Source organism: Paenibacillus sp. V4I7 (genome assembly GCF_030817275.1).
Classification (GTDB): Bacteria; Bacillota; Bacilli; order Paenibacillales; family NBRC-103111; genus Paenibacillus_E.
In genome coordinates this window covers 4,152,975-4,169,591 of record NZ_JAUSZD010000002.1, presented here as the reverse complement: position 1 = coordinate 4,169,591, position 16,617 = coordinate 4,152,975, and the positions used below count along the sequence as shown (strand labels likewise).

The 16,617-nt window shown below is 44.1% G+C and carries 11 protein-coding genes and 1 pseudogene; 10 read left to right on the top strand and 2 right to left on the bottom strand.

The window, feature by feature from the left end; translation table 11 throughout:
* Nucleotides 1–3: 3 nt before the first annotated feature.
* From QFZ80_RS20455 to QFZ80_RS20440, 4 genes are all read left to right on the top strand, one after another.
* Nucleotides 4–1,593 (top strand): response regulator, encoded by a 1,590-nt coding sequence (locus tag QFZ80_RS20455; protein WP_307554684.1) that lies wholly within the window; start codon nt 4–6, stop codon nt 1,591–1,593.
* 125 nt (nt 1,594–1,718) lie between these two features.
* Nucleotides 1,719–3,053 carry an ABC transporter substrate-binding protein gene (locus tag QFZ80_RS20450; RefSeq protein WP_307554686.1) on the top strand — a complete coding sequence of 445 codons (1,335 nt, stop codon included), beginning with the start codon at nt 1,719–1,721 and terminating at the stop codon, nt 3,051–3,053.
* Between the two features lie 82 nt (nt 3,054–3,135).
* Nucleotides 3,136–4,014, top strand: coding sequence for a carbohydrate ABC transporter permease (locus tag QFZ80_RS20445; RefSeq protein ID WP_307554688.1), 879 nt, complete (start codon nt 3,136–3,138; stop codon nt 4,012–4,014).
* A 12-nt stretch (nt 4,015–4,026) separates the two neighbouring features.
* Nucleotides 4,027–4,869, top strand: a complete 843-nt coding sequence (locus QFZ80_RS20440) for a carbohydrate ABC transporter permease (RefSeq protein WP_307554690.1) — start codon at nt 4,027–4,029, stop codon at nt 4,867–4,869.
* Between the two features lie 872 nt (nt 4,870–5,741).
* Here QFZ80_RS20440 and QFZ80_RS20435 read toward each other — a convergent pair.
* Nucleotides 5,742–6,974: a PASTA domain-containing protein gene (locus QFZ80_RS20435; protein WP_307554693.1), complete on the bottom strand. Its 1,233-nt coding sequence runs from the start codon at nt 6,972–6,974 to the stop codon at nt 5,742–5,744.
* A gap of 237 nt (nt 6,975–7,211) precedes the next feature.
* Here QFZ80_RS20435 and QFZ80_RS20430 point away from each other — a divergent pair, with 237 nt between their 5' ends.
* From QFZ80_RS20430 to QFZ80_RS39110, 5 genes and pseudogenes are all read left to right on the top strand, one after another.
* Nucleotides 7,212–7,373 carry a hypothetical protein gene (locus tag QFZ80_RS20430; protein ID WP_307560707.1) on the top strand — a complete coding sequence of 54 codons (162 nt, stop codon included), beginning with the start codon at nt 7,212–7,214 and terminating at the stop codon, nt 7,371–7,373.
* Nucleotides 7,374–7,410: 37 nt separating this feature from the next.
* Nucleotides 7,411–7,644, top strand: a complete 234-nt coding sequence (locus QFZ80_RS20425) for a hypothetical protein (RefSeq protein ID WP_307560704.1) — start codon at nt 7,411–7,413, stop codon at nt 7,642–7,644.
* 382 nt (nt 7,645–8,026) lie between these two features.
* Nucleotides 8,027–9,673 carry a hydroxysqualene dehydroxylase gene (locus QFZ80_RS20420; protein ID WP_307554699.1) on the top strand — a complete coding sequence of 549 codons (1,647 nt, stop codon included), beginning with the start codon at nt 8,027–8,029 and terminating at the stop codon, nt 9,671–9,673.
* A gap of 35 nt (nt 9,674–9,708) precedes the next feature.
* Nucleotides 9,709–14,397, top strand: a pseudogene (locus QFZ80_RS20415) (AAA family ATPase); the annotation flags it as partial.
* 54 nt (nt 14,398–14,451) lie between these two features.
* Nucleotides 14,452–14,904, top strand: coding sequence for a sensor histidine kinase (locus QFZ80_RS39110; RefSeq protein ID WP_373460419.1), 453 nt, complete (start codon nt 14,452–14,454; stop codon nt 14,902–14,904).
* A 55-nt stretch (nt 14,905–14,959) separates the two neighbouring features.
* On the opposite strand, the gene QFZ80_RS20410 is transcribed toward QFZ80_RS39110, so the two are convergent.
* On the bottom strand, nt 14,960–15,298 hold the full coding sequence (locus QFZ80_RS20410) for a L,D-transpeptidase (RefSeq protein WP_307554704.1): 339 nt from the start codon (nt 15,296–15,298) through the stop codon (nt 14,960–14,962).
* A gap of 105 nt (nt 15,299–15,403) precedes the next feature.
* On the opposite strand from QFZ80_RS20410, the gene QFZ80_RS20405 reads away from it, so the two are divergent.
* Complete coding sequence (locus QFZ80_RS20405) at nt 15,404–16,573, top strand: iron-containing alcohol dehydrogenase (RefSeq protein ID WP_307554706.1); 1,170 nt, start codon at nt 15,404–15,406, stop codon at nt 16,571–16,573.
* Nucleotides 16,574–16,617 lie beyond the last annotated feature (44 nt).

The window sequence follows — 16,617 nt, the reverse complement described above, 5'->3', positions numbered from 1 at the left end:
GATATGCAGAAAATATTAATTGTTGATGATGAACCCATTTTCCGAGAATACTTGCGCACGGCATTAGATTGGGAAGCTTATGGATTTGAAATATGCGCTGAAGCCAAAAATGGGGTCGAGGCGTTGGAACAAGTCGATGTCCATCGTCCCGATATAGCCCTTGTGGATATTACCATGCCATTTATGGATGGACTCACGCTGACGGAGCATTTGAAGCAGCGATATCCAGCTACAAGTGTGGTGCTGATTACGGGCCATAACGAATTTGATTATGCTCGAAAGGCGCTTAAGCTTGGTGTTGAAGATTACATTCTGAAGCCGTTTTCAAAGGATGAATTGGTACTGACGCTGCTTAAGCTTCAGAAGGAACATCAGCGGGCGCAGGAAGAGAAGTCCACATTGAAGGAAAATCAGTTGTTGATGAAGGAGAGCTTTCTTAATCATTTGCTTAGCGGTGATTACAACCTTTCCAATGAGGAGACCAGTTCAAGACTCAAGCAGTATGGAGAATCCTTCGACTCACTATGCTTTGTGGTGGCGTGTATTGAGATTGATAACATGGATCTCAAATGGAATAAAGTGAGTGAACGCTTACTCTGGAAATATGCGGTGACGAACATTCTGAATGAGGCGCTGGAGGAAACGGAGAATCACTTGATTTTCAATGGGCCTGAGGGGCGTATTATTTGCTTGGTGGAGCACCAAGGGAATGGTGAGATGGAAACTCCTGCGTTAGGCGGTTATGAGAAATTATGTTTCCTGATCAAAAAGTATTTGAAATTTACGATCACGGTCGGTGTTGGTCGTAGTCAATCCGGTTATCAGGGGATCCGTACTTCCTATTTGGAGGCGCTTGAAGCCTTGCAAAATAAGTTTGTATTGGGGAATGATCGTGTTATCGCTTACGGATCAGGGGCTTTGGAGTCAGGTACTCAAGCATTCTACCCCACAGAAGTGAATGAAGAGCTGCTCGTTCAATTACGCATGCAAAATGGGGAAAAGGTAGATGCTAAGTTGGAAGAAATTTTCCAAACGATTCGTGATCAGCGGCTATCGTTAGATTACACCTATGTCATAAGTATGGGACTTATTTCTGTTTGTCTCTCTTATGTAACGGAAACGGGGCATCCGATTGAAGACTGCTTCGGAGAAGCCTTTTTTCCCTATAGCGAAATCAAACGGTTGGAATCCATTGACGCCACATCCGTATGGATCAAGGAATTGTTCAATCAAGCGATCCTGTATACGGGTAAGCACCGAAAGACCCGATCGTCGAAAATTGCCCAATCCGCCAAAGAATATATCGAGCTTCATTACAGAGATCCCGAGCTGCAATTGGATCAAATTGCCCAGCAGGTGTTCATCAATCCCAGCTATCTCCGGGCTGTTTTTAAGAAAGAAATCGGCATGACGGTGACCGATTATGTCACGCATGTTCGTATGCATAAAGCGAAGGATTTACTTGGTAAAGGGAACATACGCCTTGCGGATATTGCGGAACAAATCGGCTTTAACGATCCTAGTTATTTCAGTAAAAGCTTTAAGAAATTTTTTGGTTATTCCCCTAGTGAGTACGAGAATAACCGCTTATAATGAAATTTTCTAAATGTGCGGATTTTACAAGAACCCCTCGATTATTCCATTATCATAAGGGGTTTTTCCTTTTATACTCAGGTTGTAAAGAAGTGAAAGCACATGATGCCTGGGAGGTCCAACAAATGAAAAAAATGGGAGTCACTCTCGTAAGCTTGCTCGCGGCTACTAGCCTTGCAGCTTGCGGAACCGCAAACACAACAAAAGATGCTGGTGCAACTAGCGCGCCAACGGCTGCAGCAACTGCAGCACCCGTAAAGACGGATGCAAAGCCGGTCAAGCTTAGAATTTATGCCCAGTACGCAGATGAAGATACGAAAACACCTTATGACTACGCGGTTGCGGAATTGAAAAAGGAAATGCCGAATGTAGAGCTAGAGCTCGATATTCAAGCGCAAGATGATGGCCAGAAGCTGAAGACTTATGCAGCTACAGGCAATCTGCCAGACATTTTCGGAGCAGGATTAGACATTATCGATACGTTTAAGAAATCCAATAATATTCTCGTTCTGGATGAGTACGTAACTAAATTTGGCTTCAAAGACAAAATGCAACCAAGCTCATTGAATACACTAGTAACCGATGACGGCCACACTTACGCATTCCCTTATGCGGGTAATGAAGTGGCACTGCTTTACTACAACAAAGATTTGTTCCAACAAAATGGTGTGAAAGTGCCGACTACCTATGATGAAATGATGACGGCTGTTAAAACGTTCAATGCGAAAGGCATTACGCCACTATCCATTTTTGCGAAAGAAAAATGGCCCTGCGTAGCCCTTTATGACATGTTCGTTTCACGCGCTGAACCAGCTGGTGTGACGAAGCTTGATAAAGGTCTTGCCAAAGCAGATGATGCTGCTTATAAAACAGCTGCTGAGAAACTCATCGAGCTGGTTAAAGCAGGCATGCTGCCAAAAGGCGCTACGAACTTGAACTACGATCAAGCAGCAGCGCTCTATCATGAAGGTAAAGCAGCTATGTTCATTAACGGTCAGTGGGAAATCGAAGCGGCTACGAAAGCGCTCGGTGATAAAGCTGGCTACATGTACCTTCCAGCTGCTGATGCAGCAGCTTATGAAAAAGGTAAAACAGCATTCAGCGGCAGCGGCGGTCCTGGTGGGTATGCCGTATCTTCAAACACCAAGGATAAAGAACTTGCAGCAAAAGTGGCATCCTTCATGTCCTTGAAATATGCGGAATACAAGTTCACAAACCGCAGCAATCCAATCGTAGCTACCAAAGTGGATAAGCCGATTGTGAAACAGTTCCCTCCGATGATGGAACAGCTTTCCAAAGATATTCCGAAAATGACAAGCACAACAGCTTTCTCATGGGGGTTGTCCAATCCTAAGTTCAAAGCAGCGCTTGAAGATGCCACGCAAAACCTGATGACAGGGAATTATACAGCGGATCAATTCGTGAAAGATTTGAATAAAGCGGCAGTAACAGCGAAATAACCGAAGTTTCTATGGAAAAGGAGACTCACACTGGATCCTCTGCGCCGGTGTGAGTTTTCTACTAAATAAGGGAAGTGATGACATGCGCAAATTCATGGGAAATAAGGCAGCCATTATGCTTTTCACACTGCCGGCACTCCTTTTGTATACAGTTATTGTGTTTTATCCGATTTTGCAAACTTTCTATCGCAGTACATTCGAATGGGATGGATTAAGCGAAGGCACTTTTATTTTTCTGGATAACTACATTCGATTGTTTCAAGATAGTATTTTCTACACATCATTATACAACGGTTTCGTTTTTGCAAGTATTTTGGCTTTCGTGCAAATCGGGATTGGCACTGTGCTAGCTTTTGCCGTCGCAGAAGGGTTCAGAGGAAGCAAGTTTCTAAGAATTAGCTACTTCATTCCTGTGGTTCTTTCCATTACGGTGGTATGTCAGCTGTGGCTGGCGATGTATAACAGTGAGTATGGCTTGATTAATAAAATATTTGAAGCGCTCGGCATCTCGTATCGTCAGGATTGGTTGACGAACAACAAAACAGCGATTTTCGCCATTGCGTTCGTGAATGCTTGGCAGTACATGGGTTACCAGTTCGCATTGCTGCTGGCGGCTGTAAAGTCCGTTCCAGAGCAGTACCTAGAGGCTGCACGTATTGATGGAGCATCCAAATTCAAAGCGCACATGGCGATCACAATCCCTATGCTGGCTGAGACGTATAAGTTTTGCCTCGTACTGGCGATTACAGGTGGTTTGAATGCTTTCGCCAACATGTTTATCATGACCGGCGGGGGCCCAGGGAATTCCACATACACATTGACCTATCTGATGTACCGCTCTGCGTTCCGCGTTGGTGAATTCGGTTATGGAAGCGCCGCGGCTGCTTTCCTGGTCATCGAGTGCTTGATTGTAACTTTGGCTATTAACCGACTGATCGCAAGAGAACGGATTACATTTTAAGGGGGATGACAGATGAACGGAATACTCAAATTGCGTAAAAAGAATCCGCTCCTTGGCATCTTCTTATGGGGATATGCGGGGTTGTCGGTGTATCCACTGCTGTGGATGGTCTTTTATTCGCTTAAAAATAACAATGAAATCTTCGTAACGAATCCATTCGGTTTTCCGACTCATCTACGATTCGAGAACTATGTGGATGCTTGGTCAAGGTTCAATGTTCCCGTCTACTTCAGCAACAGCTTGTTAGTGGCAGCGGCGACCGTTGTGGGTACGATTGCACTTTCGGTTACGTTCTCCTATGCCGTTGCCAGAATGCAATGGCGGTGGAAGGAAGCCGCTCGTATTTATGTCGTGATTGGGATGTTCATTCCCGTGCAAGTCATCATGATTCCACTGGCGATTCTCGTACGTGAGTTCCATTTGGCGAACACGTATTGGGCGCTTATCGTGCCTTATATTGCTTTCAATATTTCATTCTCCAGCATGGTTTTCTACGGTTTTTTCCGCAGTATTCCGGTTGAGCTGGAAGAATCAGCTTGTATGGATGGGGCTAGCATTTATCGGACCTTTTATACGATCATATTGCCGATTATTAAACCAGCAATTGCAACAATGGTAATCTTCGTCTTCTTGTCGGCATGGAATGAATTTACGATGGCGTTAATCTTGATTACCAAGGAATCCTTGAAAACATTGCCGCTCGGACTGCTCTTCTTCCAAGGTCAATTCACCACCAATTGGGGGGCGATGGGCGCGGCGATGACGATCGCGAGCTTGCCGACCGTGCTTGTGTATGTACTCTTTAGTGAGCAAGTGGAGAAAGCGTTGACCGTAGGGTCTGCTGTGAAAGGATAAGACTGCTGAGTATTTGTAGAGCTTTTGGATACTAATGTAAAAGGTTTAAAACGATAGCGGCTGTCCCGAAAGTCATATTTGGAAAATTTTAAGATGCCACTTTGTGAATTTCGCAGTCTGCCTGCTACTTCCATTGGATTATTCTAATAGAAGCACAAATATCGAGACCTAAGAGTAGATTTCATTGGAAAAATCCAATAGAAGTGTGAATTTTGTTCTGAATCCAGATTCGAATGTCTCAGAGGGTCAATAGGCACTAAGGGGCTGTCCTCAAGTATTTACTTGAGGACAGCCCCTTTTACATTTAGAAACGGTTCAATCACGAGCTTTCCGGGTCCTTCGGCCTAAGGTCAGTTATCTTCACATAATTATCGAAGTGGTAGTTGATTGAATCTTGATTTGGCGATTAGTCGGATTCCCAACTTTGGAAACTAAGTATTTTGCTGACCTGAACAAGTGGTGGATTGACCACCGACATGCGGTGGCGCTATGACGAGCGCCCAAGATTCGTGCGCGTTGGGGAAATTTCGTTTTGCGTGTTGTACTTCGTACAACAATTTCCTTGATTTTTATCATAAAAGTGGAAAATGTTGCATTTTGTACAATAATTCAGCCGTTTTTTACTCGAAATGGACACTTTCAAGCGAATTTGTTGTATTTTTTGCAACATTCGATGGGAAAAGGTTGGTTAGCTCTACAAAAGTTGTACATAGTACAACTTAGCCGAGTGGCGTCACTACTGTAAGGCATCACTGCTTTTAAGTATCACCGCTTTAGGTGTCACTGATTTAGGCGTCACCGCTCTAGGCATCACTGATTTAGGTATCACCGCTTTAGGTGTCACAGTTTTTAGCCTTCAACTCAATTAGCTATCACTGACTCCCCTTGCTAACCCAAAACGTAACATTGTCGCCCTGCAAACCTTTTGTACCTGACTTTGGGTCTTGTTTAATGACGGTTCCTTTAGGCTGATTATTCGCTTCAATAAAAAAATTGTAATGCAGACCGGCAGCTAAAGCTTGCGCCTCTGCATCAGCTTGGGATAGACCTACCAGGTTCGGTATTGCCACTTCCTCGTTTTTTTTGTTCGAATCACCGAGAGACTTCGTTGTAGATGGGACAGGCGTATTTGTCGGCGCAAGAGTTGTGGCGGTGGGGATAGGTACCATAACAACCGGCTCCACTTTCGGAGATGGCCAAAGCGCCCAAACCGTGACCAAGACGACGACCAAAATAGCAATTGCTCCTATCCCTGCCTTACTTAAAGCGCTCAGAGATTGAGATCGCTTTTCAGCAGCGGGTGCAACCTCATCCACCTCATCCTCGTTTTCATTCACATCCACCACGTGGTTTTGAGGTTTACTAGGATTCTGATAATGAATTTGTTTGTGAATAGGCCCCACGTCCTGCTTTTGACCGGAAGATGGTAAACTCCGCAATCCAAAAATCAACGAAGAAAGAGATGCTTGGCCTTGACAAACGAGCTTAATCAGCTTAATTAAAGCCAATTTCTGCTCATATGTCGCAGATGGAATAGGCGTGCGCTCCAGATGTGTATGCATCACTTCAAAAGCACTGGTAATCGTCTCCGCGCCGGTAAAGAGCTGAATCATCAACCGACAAAGCCCGATTGCTCCTTGTGCCTGAGGATCGCCTTTGTCCCAATAATTAATGACAGAAAGTTTGCCATGATCATCTAACCATAAGTTTTCAGCGCCTACTGTAAATCCTGTAATACGTTCTTCCATCGCGTCTAGCAAGGAAACTCCTAGATCAGCAATCATGGCGATGATGGTATGGAAGGACATTTCTTTCTTGTTAACATGGTTGGAGAATAGTGAGCCTGGCTTTGCTTGCAGAATGATCGTAACCGAGTCTTCCTCTACAGATGTATCCAGGATATGTTGAAAACCGTCATGTATGAAAGCTGCTTTATGATGAAGGGTTCGAATGTAATCTTCGCCGATTTGTCCAGGGTTAAGCTCTATTTGATAAAGGAGAACCTTTCGAGTAAGAAATAAATCATCACCATAGTACAGAGTGCCATGAGGTAAAGCGACGATCTGTGTATCTGGCACATAGCGTGTACCGATCTTTTTATGCATGGAATATCCATCCTCTCTCTTGATGGCATCATTAGGAGTTGCCTTTATTATATATGATTCGGTGGGATATAGGAATTTAGGTATTTTGTTATGAAAAATAACATAAATAGTCGATTTTTTTTGTTGAATTTTATCTAAATAGGTTTAAGCAAGAGTCTGAAGGTGGAATTCATAGTAAAGTTATTAAATAAACGCTTTATGGTGTTAGATAAACTAACGCCAAACAAGGGGGGGATAATGATGAAGTCTATAGGGTTGTTCAAACTAAAATGGTCGAACATGTTCAAGCCTGCTATTGTCCTTATGAATAAACTGCGCTATCCGCAGAAGTTTTTATTAATCGGCATCGTATTCGTCATTCCTATTGTTATTAACGGGTCAGTTGCTGACCAGTATTAGGAAAGATTCACAGGCTGTAAAGATTGAGTTGAAAGGAATGACTTTTCAACAACATCTAGGTGAATGGATGGTTTCCTTGGATGAATATGGTCGGAGTTTACATTCTTTGGAAGGCGTTCAGGCCCCTCAAGGAGCGGACATCAAGCAAATTCAAGATCAGATAGATCGGATTTTAGCGTCTATAATGGATGAGAGTGCTCGCTCAACGCCGAAATTAATGGATGATCAAGTTTTTACAGAACTCCAGGAACAGTGGAAATCAATTTCATAGAGTGGAAAAGATTTGAGTCAAGCGTATTATGAGCTTCAACATGAGCAGTTGGAACAGCTTGTTGTAAAGCTTATCGAAAAAGTCGAGGAAATCTCAAAGTTGAGTTTGGATCCTGAGGCAGATAGCAGTTATTTCATTAATTTTACTGTACACCTTTTTCCTCAGTTTTGGAACAAGCTTGAGAAAATTGAGTTGAAAGGTATTCCGGCTCAATTAAATATAAAGGAACCGAATTTTCTATGCATATCTAGCTGACAAGATTCAGCTGATCTAGGCTTTTTTTTCTATCTTCGCAGAACTAAAAGTCTATGATTCAAATGACCTAGATGATATGATAGTTTTACAGAATTTTTTACAATTTGATCCAATATGAGGGGGAACTGTGTTGAAAAAAGTCGTTATTTTGGGCGGCGGTGTTGCCGGGATGAGTGCCGCGCATGAATTGATTGTAAGAGGCTACGAGGTGTCAGTCTACGAATTTAAAAGTATTCCAGGCGGGAAAGCGAGAAGTATGCCTTTCGTAGGCAGCGGAACTGATGGGAGGAAGGACCTTCCAGGTGAGCATGGTTTCCGGTTATTCCCTCGCTTTTACAGACATGTCATAGATACTTTGAAGCGAATTCCCTATGAGAATGGAACCGTATATGATAACTTAACAGAAGTGACACGGTTAGATATTGCCACCTATACAGCACCGCTATTGCCGCTGCTGGCCAAAATTGAATTTAGTTTAGACAATTTTATGGTTGTCATCAGAGATTTATTCGATAATGGCTTAGGTCTGAGTATGGATGATCTGGAGCAATACGGACGTAAGCTATGGCAAATCATGACGAGCTGTGATGAACGTATTCGCGAGGAATATAACCTCATCGATTGGTGGAATTTCATTGAGGCGGATCAACAATCCCCTGCCTTTCAAAAAATATTCGCTGGATTCACCAAAACCCTCGTTGCCTGTCAATCCAAAATTGCAAACACACAAACTGTCGGTCCTGTAGCTGTTCAAATGACACTAGATATCACAACACCAGGCACCAGCTTTGTTCGTCTCTTGAATGGTCCTACGAACGACAAATGGGTGAACCCTTGGCTAAACTTTTTACGAGACCAGGGAGTTGATTACCATTTAGAGGCGAAAGTTGAAAGCATCGACTGCGTGGATGGCGTTATTCGCGGTGCAAAGGTGACAGAGAACGGTAAAACCTTCAATGTAGAAGCTGATTATTACATAGCTGCATTCCCAGTTGAAGTGATGGGTAAATTCATTACCGACGCTATGGTGCAAGCCGACCCTACACTTGTAGGTGTGCAGAAGCTTGTTGATTCCGTCGCATGGATGAATGGTATTCAGTATTATTTGAAGGAAGAACTGCCTATCACACATGGACATGTTATATACTTAGATGCACCTTGGTCGCTGACTTCGGTATCCCAGAAGCAATTTTGGCCGGATATTGACCTTAGCCAGTATGGTGATGGGACAGTGAAGGGTGTTTTATCCGTTGATATTTCGGATTGGGACACACCCGGGGTACTATTCGGTAAATCGGCTACACTTTGCACGGCTGAAGAGATTAAAGCCGAAGTATGGGCACAGATGAAATTAAGCTTGAACGTGGATGGCGCCGTTATCCTAGAAGACGATGTTCTGCATTCTTGGTTTTTGGATACGGATATTCAATTCGTGAATCCTGATCAGGCGTGTACGAACATGGAGCCACTGCTCATTAATCGCGTGGGTACTTGGGATGACCGTCCAGAAGCGTATACCGCAATTCCGAATCTGTTCCTTGCTGCTGATTACGTTCGTACGAATACGAACCTTGCGACGATGGAAGGCGCTAATGAAGCAGCGCGGCGTGCAGTTAATGCCATATTGAAACAAGATGGTTCGACGGAAGAGCCTTGTGAAATATGGGAAATGTACACGTTTGAGCTTTGGCATATCGATTTGTTGAAACCTTATCATCATCATGACAAGCGACGGTTTGAGAAGGGGCTTCCTTGGGATGGAAAGCTTTTTTAGGAATACCTAGCAGCTAGTTTTACTAGGAGGATTTTATGCTTATTTTGCCGGAATACGAGTTGATCAGACAAATCTATCAAGGCGAACGGACTGTACTCTATCGTGCTGTTCATAAGCCGTCTATGGAAAAAGTAATTATCAAAACCCTACGTTCTGACTTTCCAATTTCAGCAGATATCGCTAGATTGAAACGTGAGTATGAGATAGGCAAAATGCTGGACTTTCCCGGCATAGTTAAGCCATTGGCGCTGCCCAAGCATCAAAACAGCTTAGCTCTCATTATGGAGGACTTTGACGGTGAGACCTTGTCGGCTTATTTCCCTATGTTTCGTCAGTCTATACAAGCCTTTCTCATAGCAGCTATTCAATTGGTCAAAATTGTTGGGGATATTCATCAGCGGTATGTCATACATAAGGATATTAAGCCTAGTAACATTATTATTAATCCCGAAAAGCAGATCATGAAGCTGGCAGATTTCAGCATTTCCTCTTTTACGAGAGAACGTCAAGAAATGCTAGACCCGATGATGCTCGAAGGAACGCTAAGCTATATGTCGCCTGAGCAGACAGGTCGTATGAATCGTATTATCGATTACCGAACGGACTACTATTCCTTAGGGGTCACGTTCTATGAAATGCTCACCGGACGTCTTCCGTTTCAAACGGAAGATCCGGTGGAGCTGATTCATTGCCATTTTGCCGTGACGCCGATTCCTCCTGAAAGCTTACGGATGGGCATACCGAAGCCGCTATCGGATATTGTTATGAAGCTTCTTTCTAAAAATGCGGAAGATCGATATCAGAGCGCCTACGGCATTATTCAGGATCTCGAGCACTGCTTGATGCTTAGCAATTCCGGGGAAGAAATGACGGAATTTACGGTTGGGTTCTATGACATGACGGACATGTTCCAGATACCTCAAGGGTTGTACGGACGTACTCAGGAAATCGAAAATCTGCTTCATGTATATGGACGTGCGGTTCATGGATCGTTGGAGGCCGTTTGGGTAACCGGGGAATCTGGTTATGGCAAAACGTTTCTCATCGCCGAGACGATGAAGACGATCATGAAGGACAATGGCTGGTTCTTATCCGGCAGATTCGAGCCAAACAAACAGCATGTCTCGTATCATGCGTTGTCTAGAGCACTGCGACAGTTAGTCCGTCAGCTTCTGACGGAGAAAGATCATCAAATCGAACAGTATCGCGGACGTTTGCAGAAAATACTGGGAACGAGCGGGAAAGTGTTGACGGATCTCGTTCCGGACCTTGAGCTCCTAATCGGTGAGCAGCCCATTGCGAAACAGCTTCCCCCGCAAGAAACACAGAATCGATTACACTTCTTGCTGCAGCAATTTCTATTAATCTTCTGTGCGAAAGACCGGCCCATCGTGTTGTTTCTGGATGATTTGCAGTGGGCAGATGCAGCCTCCTTGCAGTTTCTTGATCTGCTTTTGAACGATTCCCAAATGAAGTATTTCCTATTCATAGGCTCCTATCGAAGCGAGTATGATACCAATTGGTTATCATCTACTCGTGTTCAATTGCTGGACAAGCTTCCAGAGCGCCTCGTTACGGAACGGATTATTTTGCAGCCATTAGAAATTGCGGACGTCCAGCAGTTGATTGCGGAGTCGTTGAAAACCGAGCAGCAGAAGGTAGTTGAGCTGGCTCAGCTCGTTTTGCAAAAAACCGGAGGAAATCCTTTTTTTGTCAAACAATTTTTAACTGCCTTACACGAGCAAAATTTACTCACTTTTAATTATGAAGTTAATCGTTGGATATGGGATATTGGTGAAATTCAGAAGCTTAGAATTACCGATAATCTGATGTTCCTTCTAGCTGAGAAGCTGCAGCGTATGCCACCAAGAACGCAATACTTAATGCGGCTAGCTGCCTGTTTGGGTGCCTCCTTTGACCTGGAAGCGCTTGGTATTATTGCCAAGATGTCTTTTACTGATGTTCTGCATGAGTTGGAAATTGCTATCCAAAACGGGTTGATGATTCCTGTTGGCACAGATTATAAATTTTTTATCGAGATGCAAGGGAATTCAACTGCACGAGACATACGTTTTATGTTTGTGCATGATTCGATTCAAGAAGCCGTTTATGGATCCATTGAAGAATCAGAACTGCCAGAAATGCATTTGAACATCGCGCATCAGCTGCTGGAGCAATTACCTGAAGATCAAGCCCAGCCACGGTTGTTCGATATCGTTAACCATATGAATATGGGCTCTAACTTGTTAACGGAGCGCCAGGAGCTTATTCAGCTTCTAGAATTTAATTTAGGTGCAGGCCGCAAGGCTAAATCCTCAAATGCCTATCGTTCAGCGCTTCAGTATTACAATAAAGCATTAGCTTTGTTGAAGTTGGTAGAGGGTGTGGAGTTAAATGACTTAAGCTTTTCCATTCGACTGGAGAAGTCAGAAGTGCTCTATCTGAATGGTCAGGCGGATGAAGCCGAAATATCGTATGAGGAACTGCTGGCAGATGCCCGTACGAACGAACTTAAGCTCGAAGTATACAACTTACAAGTGATTCTGTACACGAACGTTGGAAAACAGCATAAAAGTGTGGAAGTCGGATTGAAAGCCCTAGCTGAGCAAGGCATCCGTGTTTCCAAAGAACCGACGGGCGTGAACATCTTTTTCGAATATATGAAATTGAAAGCAATGATTGGACGCAAGAATACGCTTCAGCTGTACGATTTACCGATTATGGAAGATGAGTACAGAACCAAGTTAATGAATTTAATGATGAGTATTGCCATCTCTGCTTATTTCGTGAATACGAATTTGTTCGTTTTGTTCATGTTCATCATGACGAAGCATGCCTTGAAGTATGGCAATACCCCCATGATGGCCTATGTATATGGATGCTATGGCTTGATTCTGGGCTCGGGCTTCGGGGATTATCAGCTAGGATACCAATATGGGCAACTTGGCGACCGCATGAATGCCAGATTTCAATCCCATCAATTCCGCAGCAAAAGCCATTTCTCATTTGGTATATTCGTTACTCCTTGGGTTAAGCCTTTGCAGGTGTGTTTGGATCATTTGAAGGAGTCATTCAGGAGTGGGATCGAAGATGGTGATTTGGTTTTCGCAGGTTATGCCCTGACTTATCAGATTTTGGTGAAAGATTTTCAAGGTGTTGTACTTTCGGAAGTGCAGGAAGACCTAGCTAAAAACTATCGGATATTGGAACAGACCAATCATCATGACACCCTACTCATGTTAGAAATGCTGCGTATGGTCATTGATAATTTGGAAGGAAAGTCTGAGAATCCCCTGATTCTCGGCAGGGATGAGGAAGAGGAGGATCAATTTGTCCGTAAGCTGGAGATCCACCCCAACCAAGTCATTTTTCATGAGTATACGGTAAAAAAAATGATGCTGAATTATTTGTTTGGTCAATATGAGGAAGCTTTAAAGTTTGGTAGAGAGGCAGAACCTATGCAGTCTGTTTCATTCGGGTTGTTTCATATTCCTGAAAACTATTTCTACTATGCTTTATCTATTGCTGCTAAGTATAAAGAGGCTGCGATTCTAGAACAAAAGATGTTGGCCAAACAAATGAGAAAGATGCTTCGCAAGATGGATAAATGGGCTGCCCATTGTCCGGAAAACTTTTTGCATCTTAGCTTATTCATGCATGCAGAGTGGAACCGTGTAACAGGTCATTTCCAGAAAGCGGAGCAAGAATACGAAACATCTATCCGGCAAGCAAGGGAGCAGGGCTTTATCCAGCATGAAGCGATGGCCTGCGAGCAAGCAGGGAAGATGTATAAGGAAGCTGGACGTGAAAAGATTGCCAAAACCTATTTCGTCGATGCGTATTACGGTTATCTAAGCTGGGGTGCGAAGGCTAAGGCCGAAGAATTAATGCTGCGTTATCCGAACTATTTAACTTCACTTAAGGAATCGAAGGATTGGAGCACGACCAAAATAAGTGACTATTCCCTGCAGGCGCTTGATTTTATGACGATTATGAACACGTCTAGGTCGTTGTCGAGTGAAGTTAACTTGGATCAATTGATCAAACGATTAATGGAAATTGTAACTTATTCATCTGGCGCGGAGAGAAGCATCCTTGTTTTGAAGGAGCGTGACAGCTTATTCGTGGAGGCTGAGATGCTTGCCATCGACGGCAAGGATTCCTGCACCGTAAGCTCTGTTCTACTAGAGACAAGAGAAGATCTCCCGACGGCTGTGATTCAATTCGTGGCACGAACCAAGGAAGGCGTTGTTCTCGATGATGCCGAGAAAAAGGGATTCTTCACACATGATCCGTATATTCGGGCAACGGAGAGTAAATCGATATTCTGTGAGCCGATCCTGCATCAGGGTAATCTAGTCGGCGTCTTTTACCTTGAAAATAATTTGATTCGCAATGCCTTTACATCAGACCGTCTTGATATTATCAAGCTGTTGTCTGCCCAGGCGGCAATTTCGATCGAGAATGCAAGACTCTATAATGATTTGGAGTCCAAAGTCAAAGAACGGACGAACGAATTGATCTTGATGGAGACGTCGCGTCGAGATCTGCTGTCTAATATTTCCCATGATTTGGGCACGCCACTCACGTCCATTCAGGGTTATGTAGAGGCTATTCTGGATGGGGTTATTCAAGAGCCTGAGGAACAGAGAAAGTACCTTACGGTCGTTCACATGCGGATTGTCGGTATTCAACGGCTCATTACGGATCTTTACCAATTAAGTCGACTGGAGACTAAGCAGTTCCATTTTCAGCTAGCTCCAACCTCATGCGGAACGATGGTTCGCCAGCTTTTTGCGAAGTATGAACTGGATGCAGCGAATGCTGGAATTACCTATACGCTAAACATGGCACATTCGGAAGGCGAAGAACTGCTTTTAACGGTAGATACAGATCGTATTGAACAGGTGTATGCGAATATTCTGTACAATGCAATTAAATTTTCTACGAGAGGCGGATTCATTGATGTTCACGTGGCAATCAAGGATGAGCCGAGCGAGTTAGTGATTCGGGTTACCGATACCGGCGTGGGGATTAGCGAAGAGGATCTTCCGCATATTTTTGAACGCTTCTACAAAGTGTCCAAATCACGCAGCACGTCTGGCGGCAGTGGCTTGGGACTCGCAATTGCTAAAGAGATCGTGCAGTATCACGGTGGCCAGATTTGGGCGGAAAGCCGCCTTGGCAAAGGCTGCAGCATCTCGTTCTCGTTACCTGTGCATAGGATTTAGGCCGCAAGAACCGTATACCTCACATGATTTTATGTGCGGTGTACGGTTTTTTGGGCTATGGTCGAATGGAAACTCTGGTGTGAATGGGTACAAGTGCGGCTAACTCAAGCACATCTTCATTGTACATGCGGATACATCCGAGGGATGTTCTTTTGCCTATAGAAGAGGGGGCATTCGTACCATGGATGCCATAATGAGGCTTACTTAGACCCATCCAGAAGGCACCGTAAGGGCCGCCGGGACGCGCTTGCTTATTGATAATGGTAAACTCTCCCGTAGGTGTTTGGGTAACCATTTTACCAATACCAACAGGGAATCCGCGTACAACACGATTTACATCCAAAAGATATAATTGAAAGTCGGAAAGATCAACAATAATTCGGTATTTGGGCATGGAATCGTCACCTCGTTCTATCCTATGTAAGTAGGTGCGTTTTCGATATTGAATCTTACTTGTGGTATACTCCTGTAGATATTAGTCATCGAAGGAGATACAGACATGCAATCATTTCTACAGTTTAATCCAACAAGATTATGGTTTGGCCAAGGTCAAATCGAGCAGCTGCAGCAGGAGCTTGGTACTACTGGCAAGCGAGTATTGCTCGTGTATGGCGGCGGAAGCATTAAGAAAAATGGCGTATACGATGCTGTTATTGAACAGCTTACACATATGCAAGCAGAAGTGTTTGAAATGTCCGGTGTGGAGCCTAATCCACGGCTCAACACCGTACGGAAGGGCATAGATATTTGCCGTGATAAGCAAATCGAGCTCATTCTGGCCGTTGGCGGGGGCAGTGTGATTGATTGTGTCAAAGCGATTTCCGTTGGCGTTTATTATGACGGGGATGTTTGGGATATCGTGACTCGGAAAGCTGTGCCTCACAAAGCGCTTCCTTTCGGAACGGTTTTAACACTTGCGGCTACAGGTTCTGAAATGAATCCTATTTCCGTCATCACACATTGGGAGAAAAATGAAAAGCGAGGCTGGAGCAGCCCTTTCGCTTATCCGGCTTTCTCTATTTTAGATCCGACGTATACCTATTCTGTACCTATGGATCAGACCGTTTATGGGATCGTGGATATGATGTCGCATGTGCTGGAGCAGTACTTCCATCGGACGGAAAACACACCTATGATTGATCGTTTCATGGAGTCTGTCCTTTTGACAGTCATAGAAGCTGCACCGAAGCTGCTTGAAGATCTAAACAGTTATGAGCATAGAGCAACGGTCATGTATGCGGGGACGACTGCCTTTAACGGGCTGCTGTCCTGCGGCACAGATGGTGGAGATTGGGCATCGCATCAAATCGAGCATGGTCTATCCGCAGTCTATGATATTCCGCATGGCGGAGGGCTTGGGATTGTATTCCCGAACTGGATGAAGCATTGTGCTGAGGAAGATCCTTCGCGGATGAAGAAACTGGCGATTGCTGTTTTTGGTATTGATCCATCGCACAAAACGGATCATGAAATTGCACTCGAAGGGATTGACGCACTGCGAAGTTTCTGGAATTCCCTTGGTGCGCCGAATCGGTTAGGGGATTATGGGATCGATGATTCTAGGATAGAGGAATTAGTCCATAAATCATTCATGAAGGACAAAGTGGGGCAATACAAAATGATGACGCGGGAGACAGTCAGAGATATTTTAATTCGATCTTTAGCTTAAGAATTGTATTCATAAGGTGAATTCCTAATCGTGAGATTAGGGGT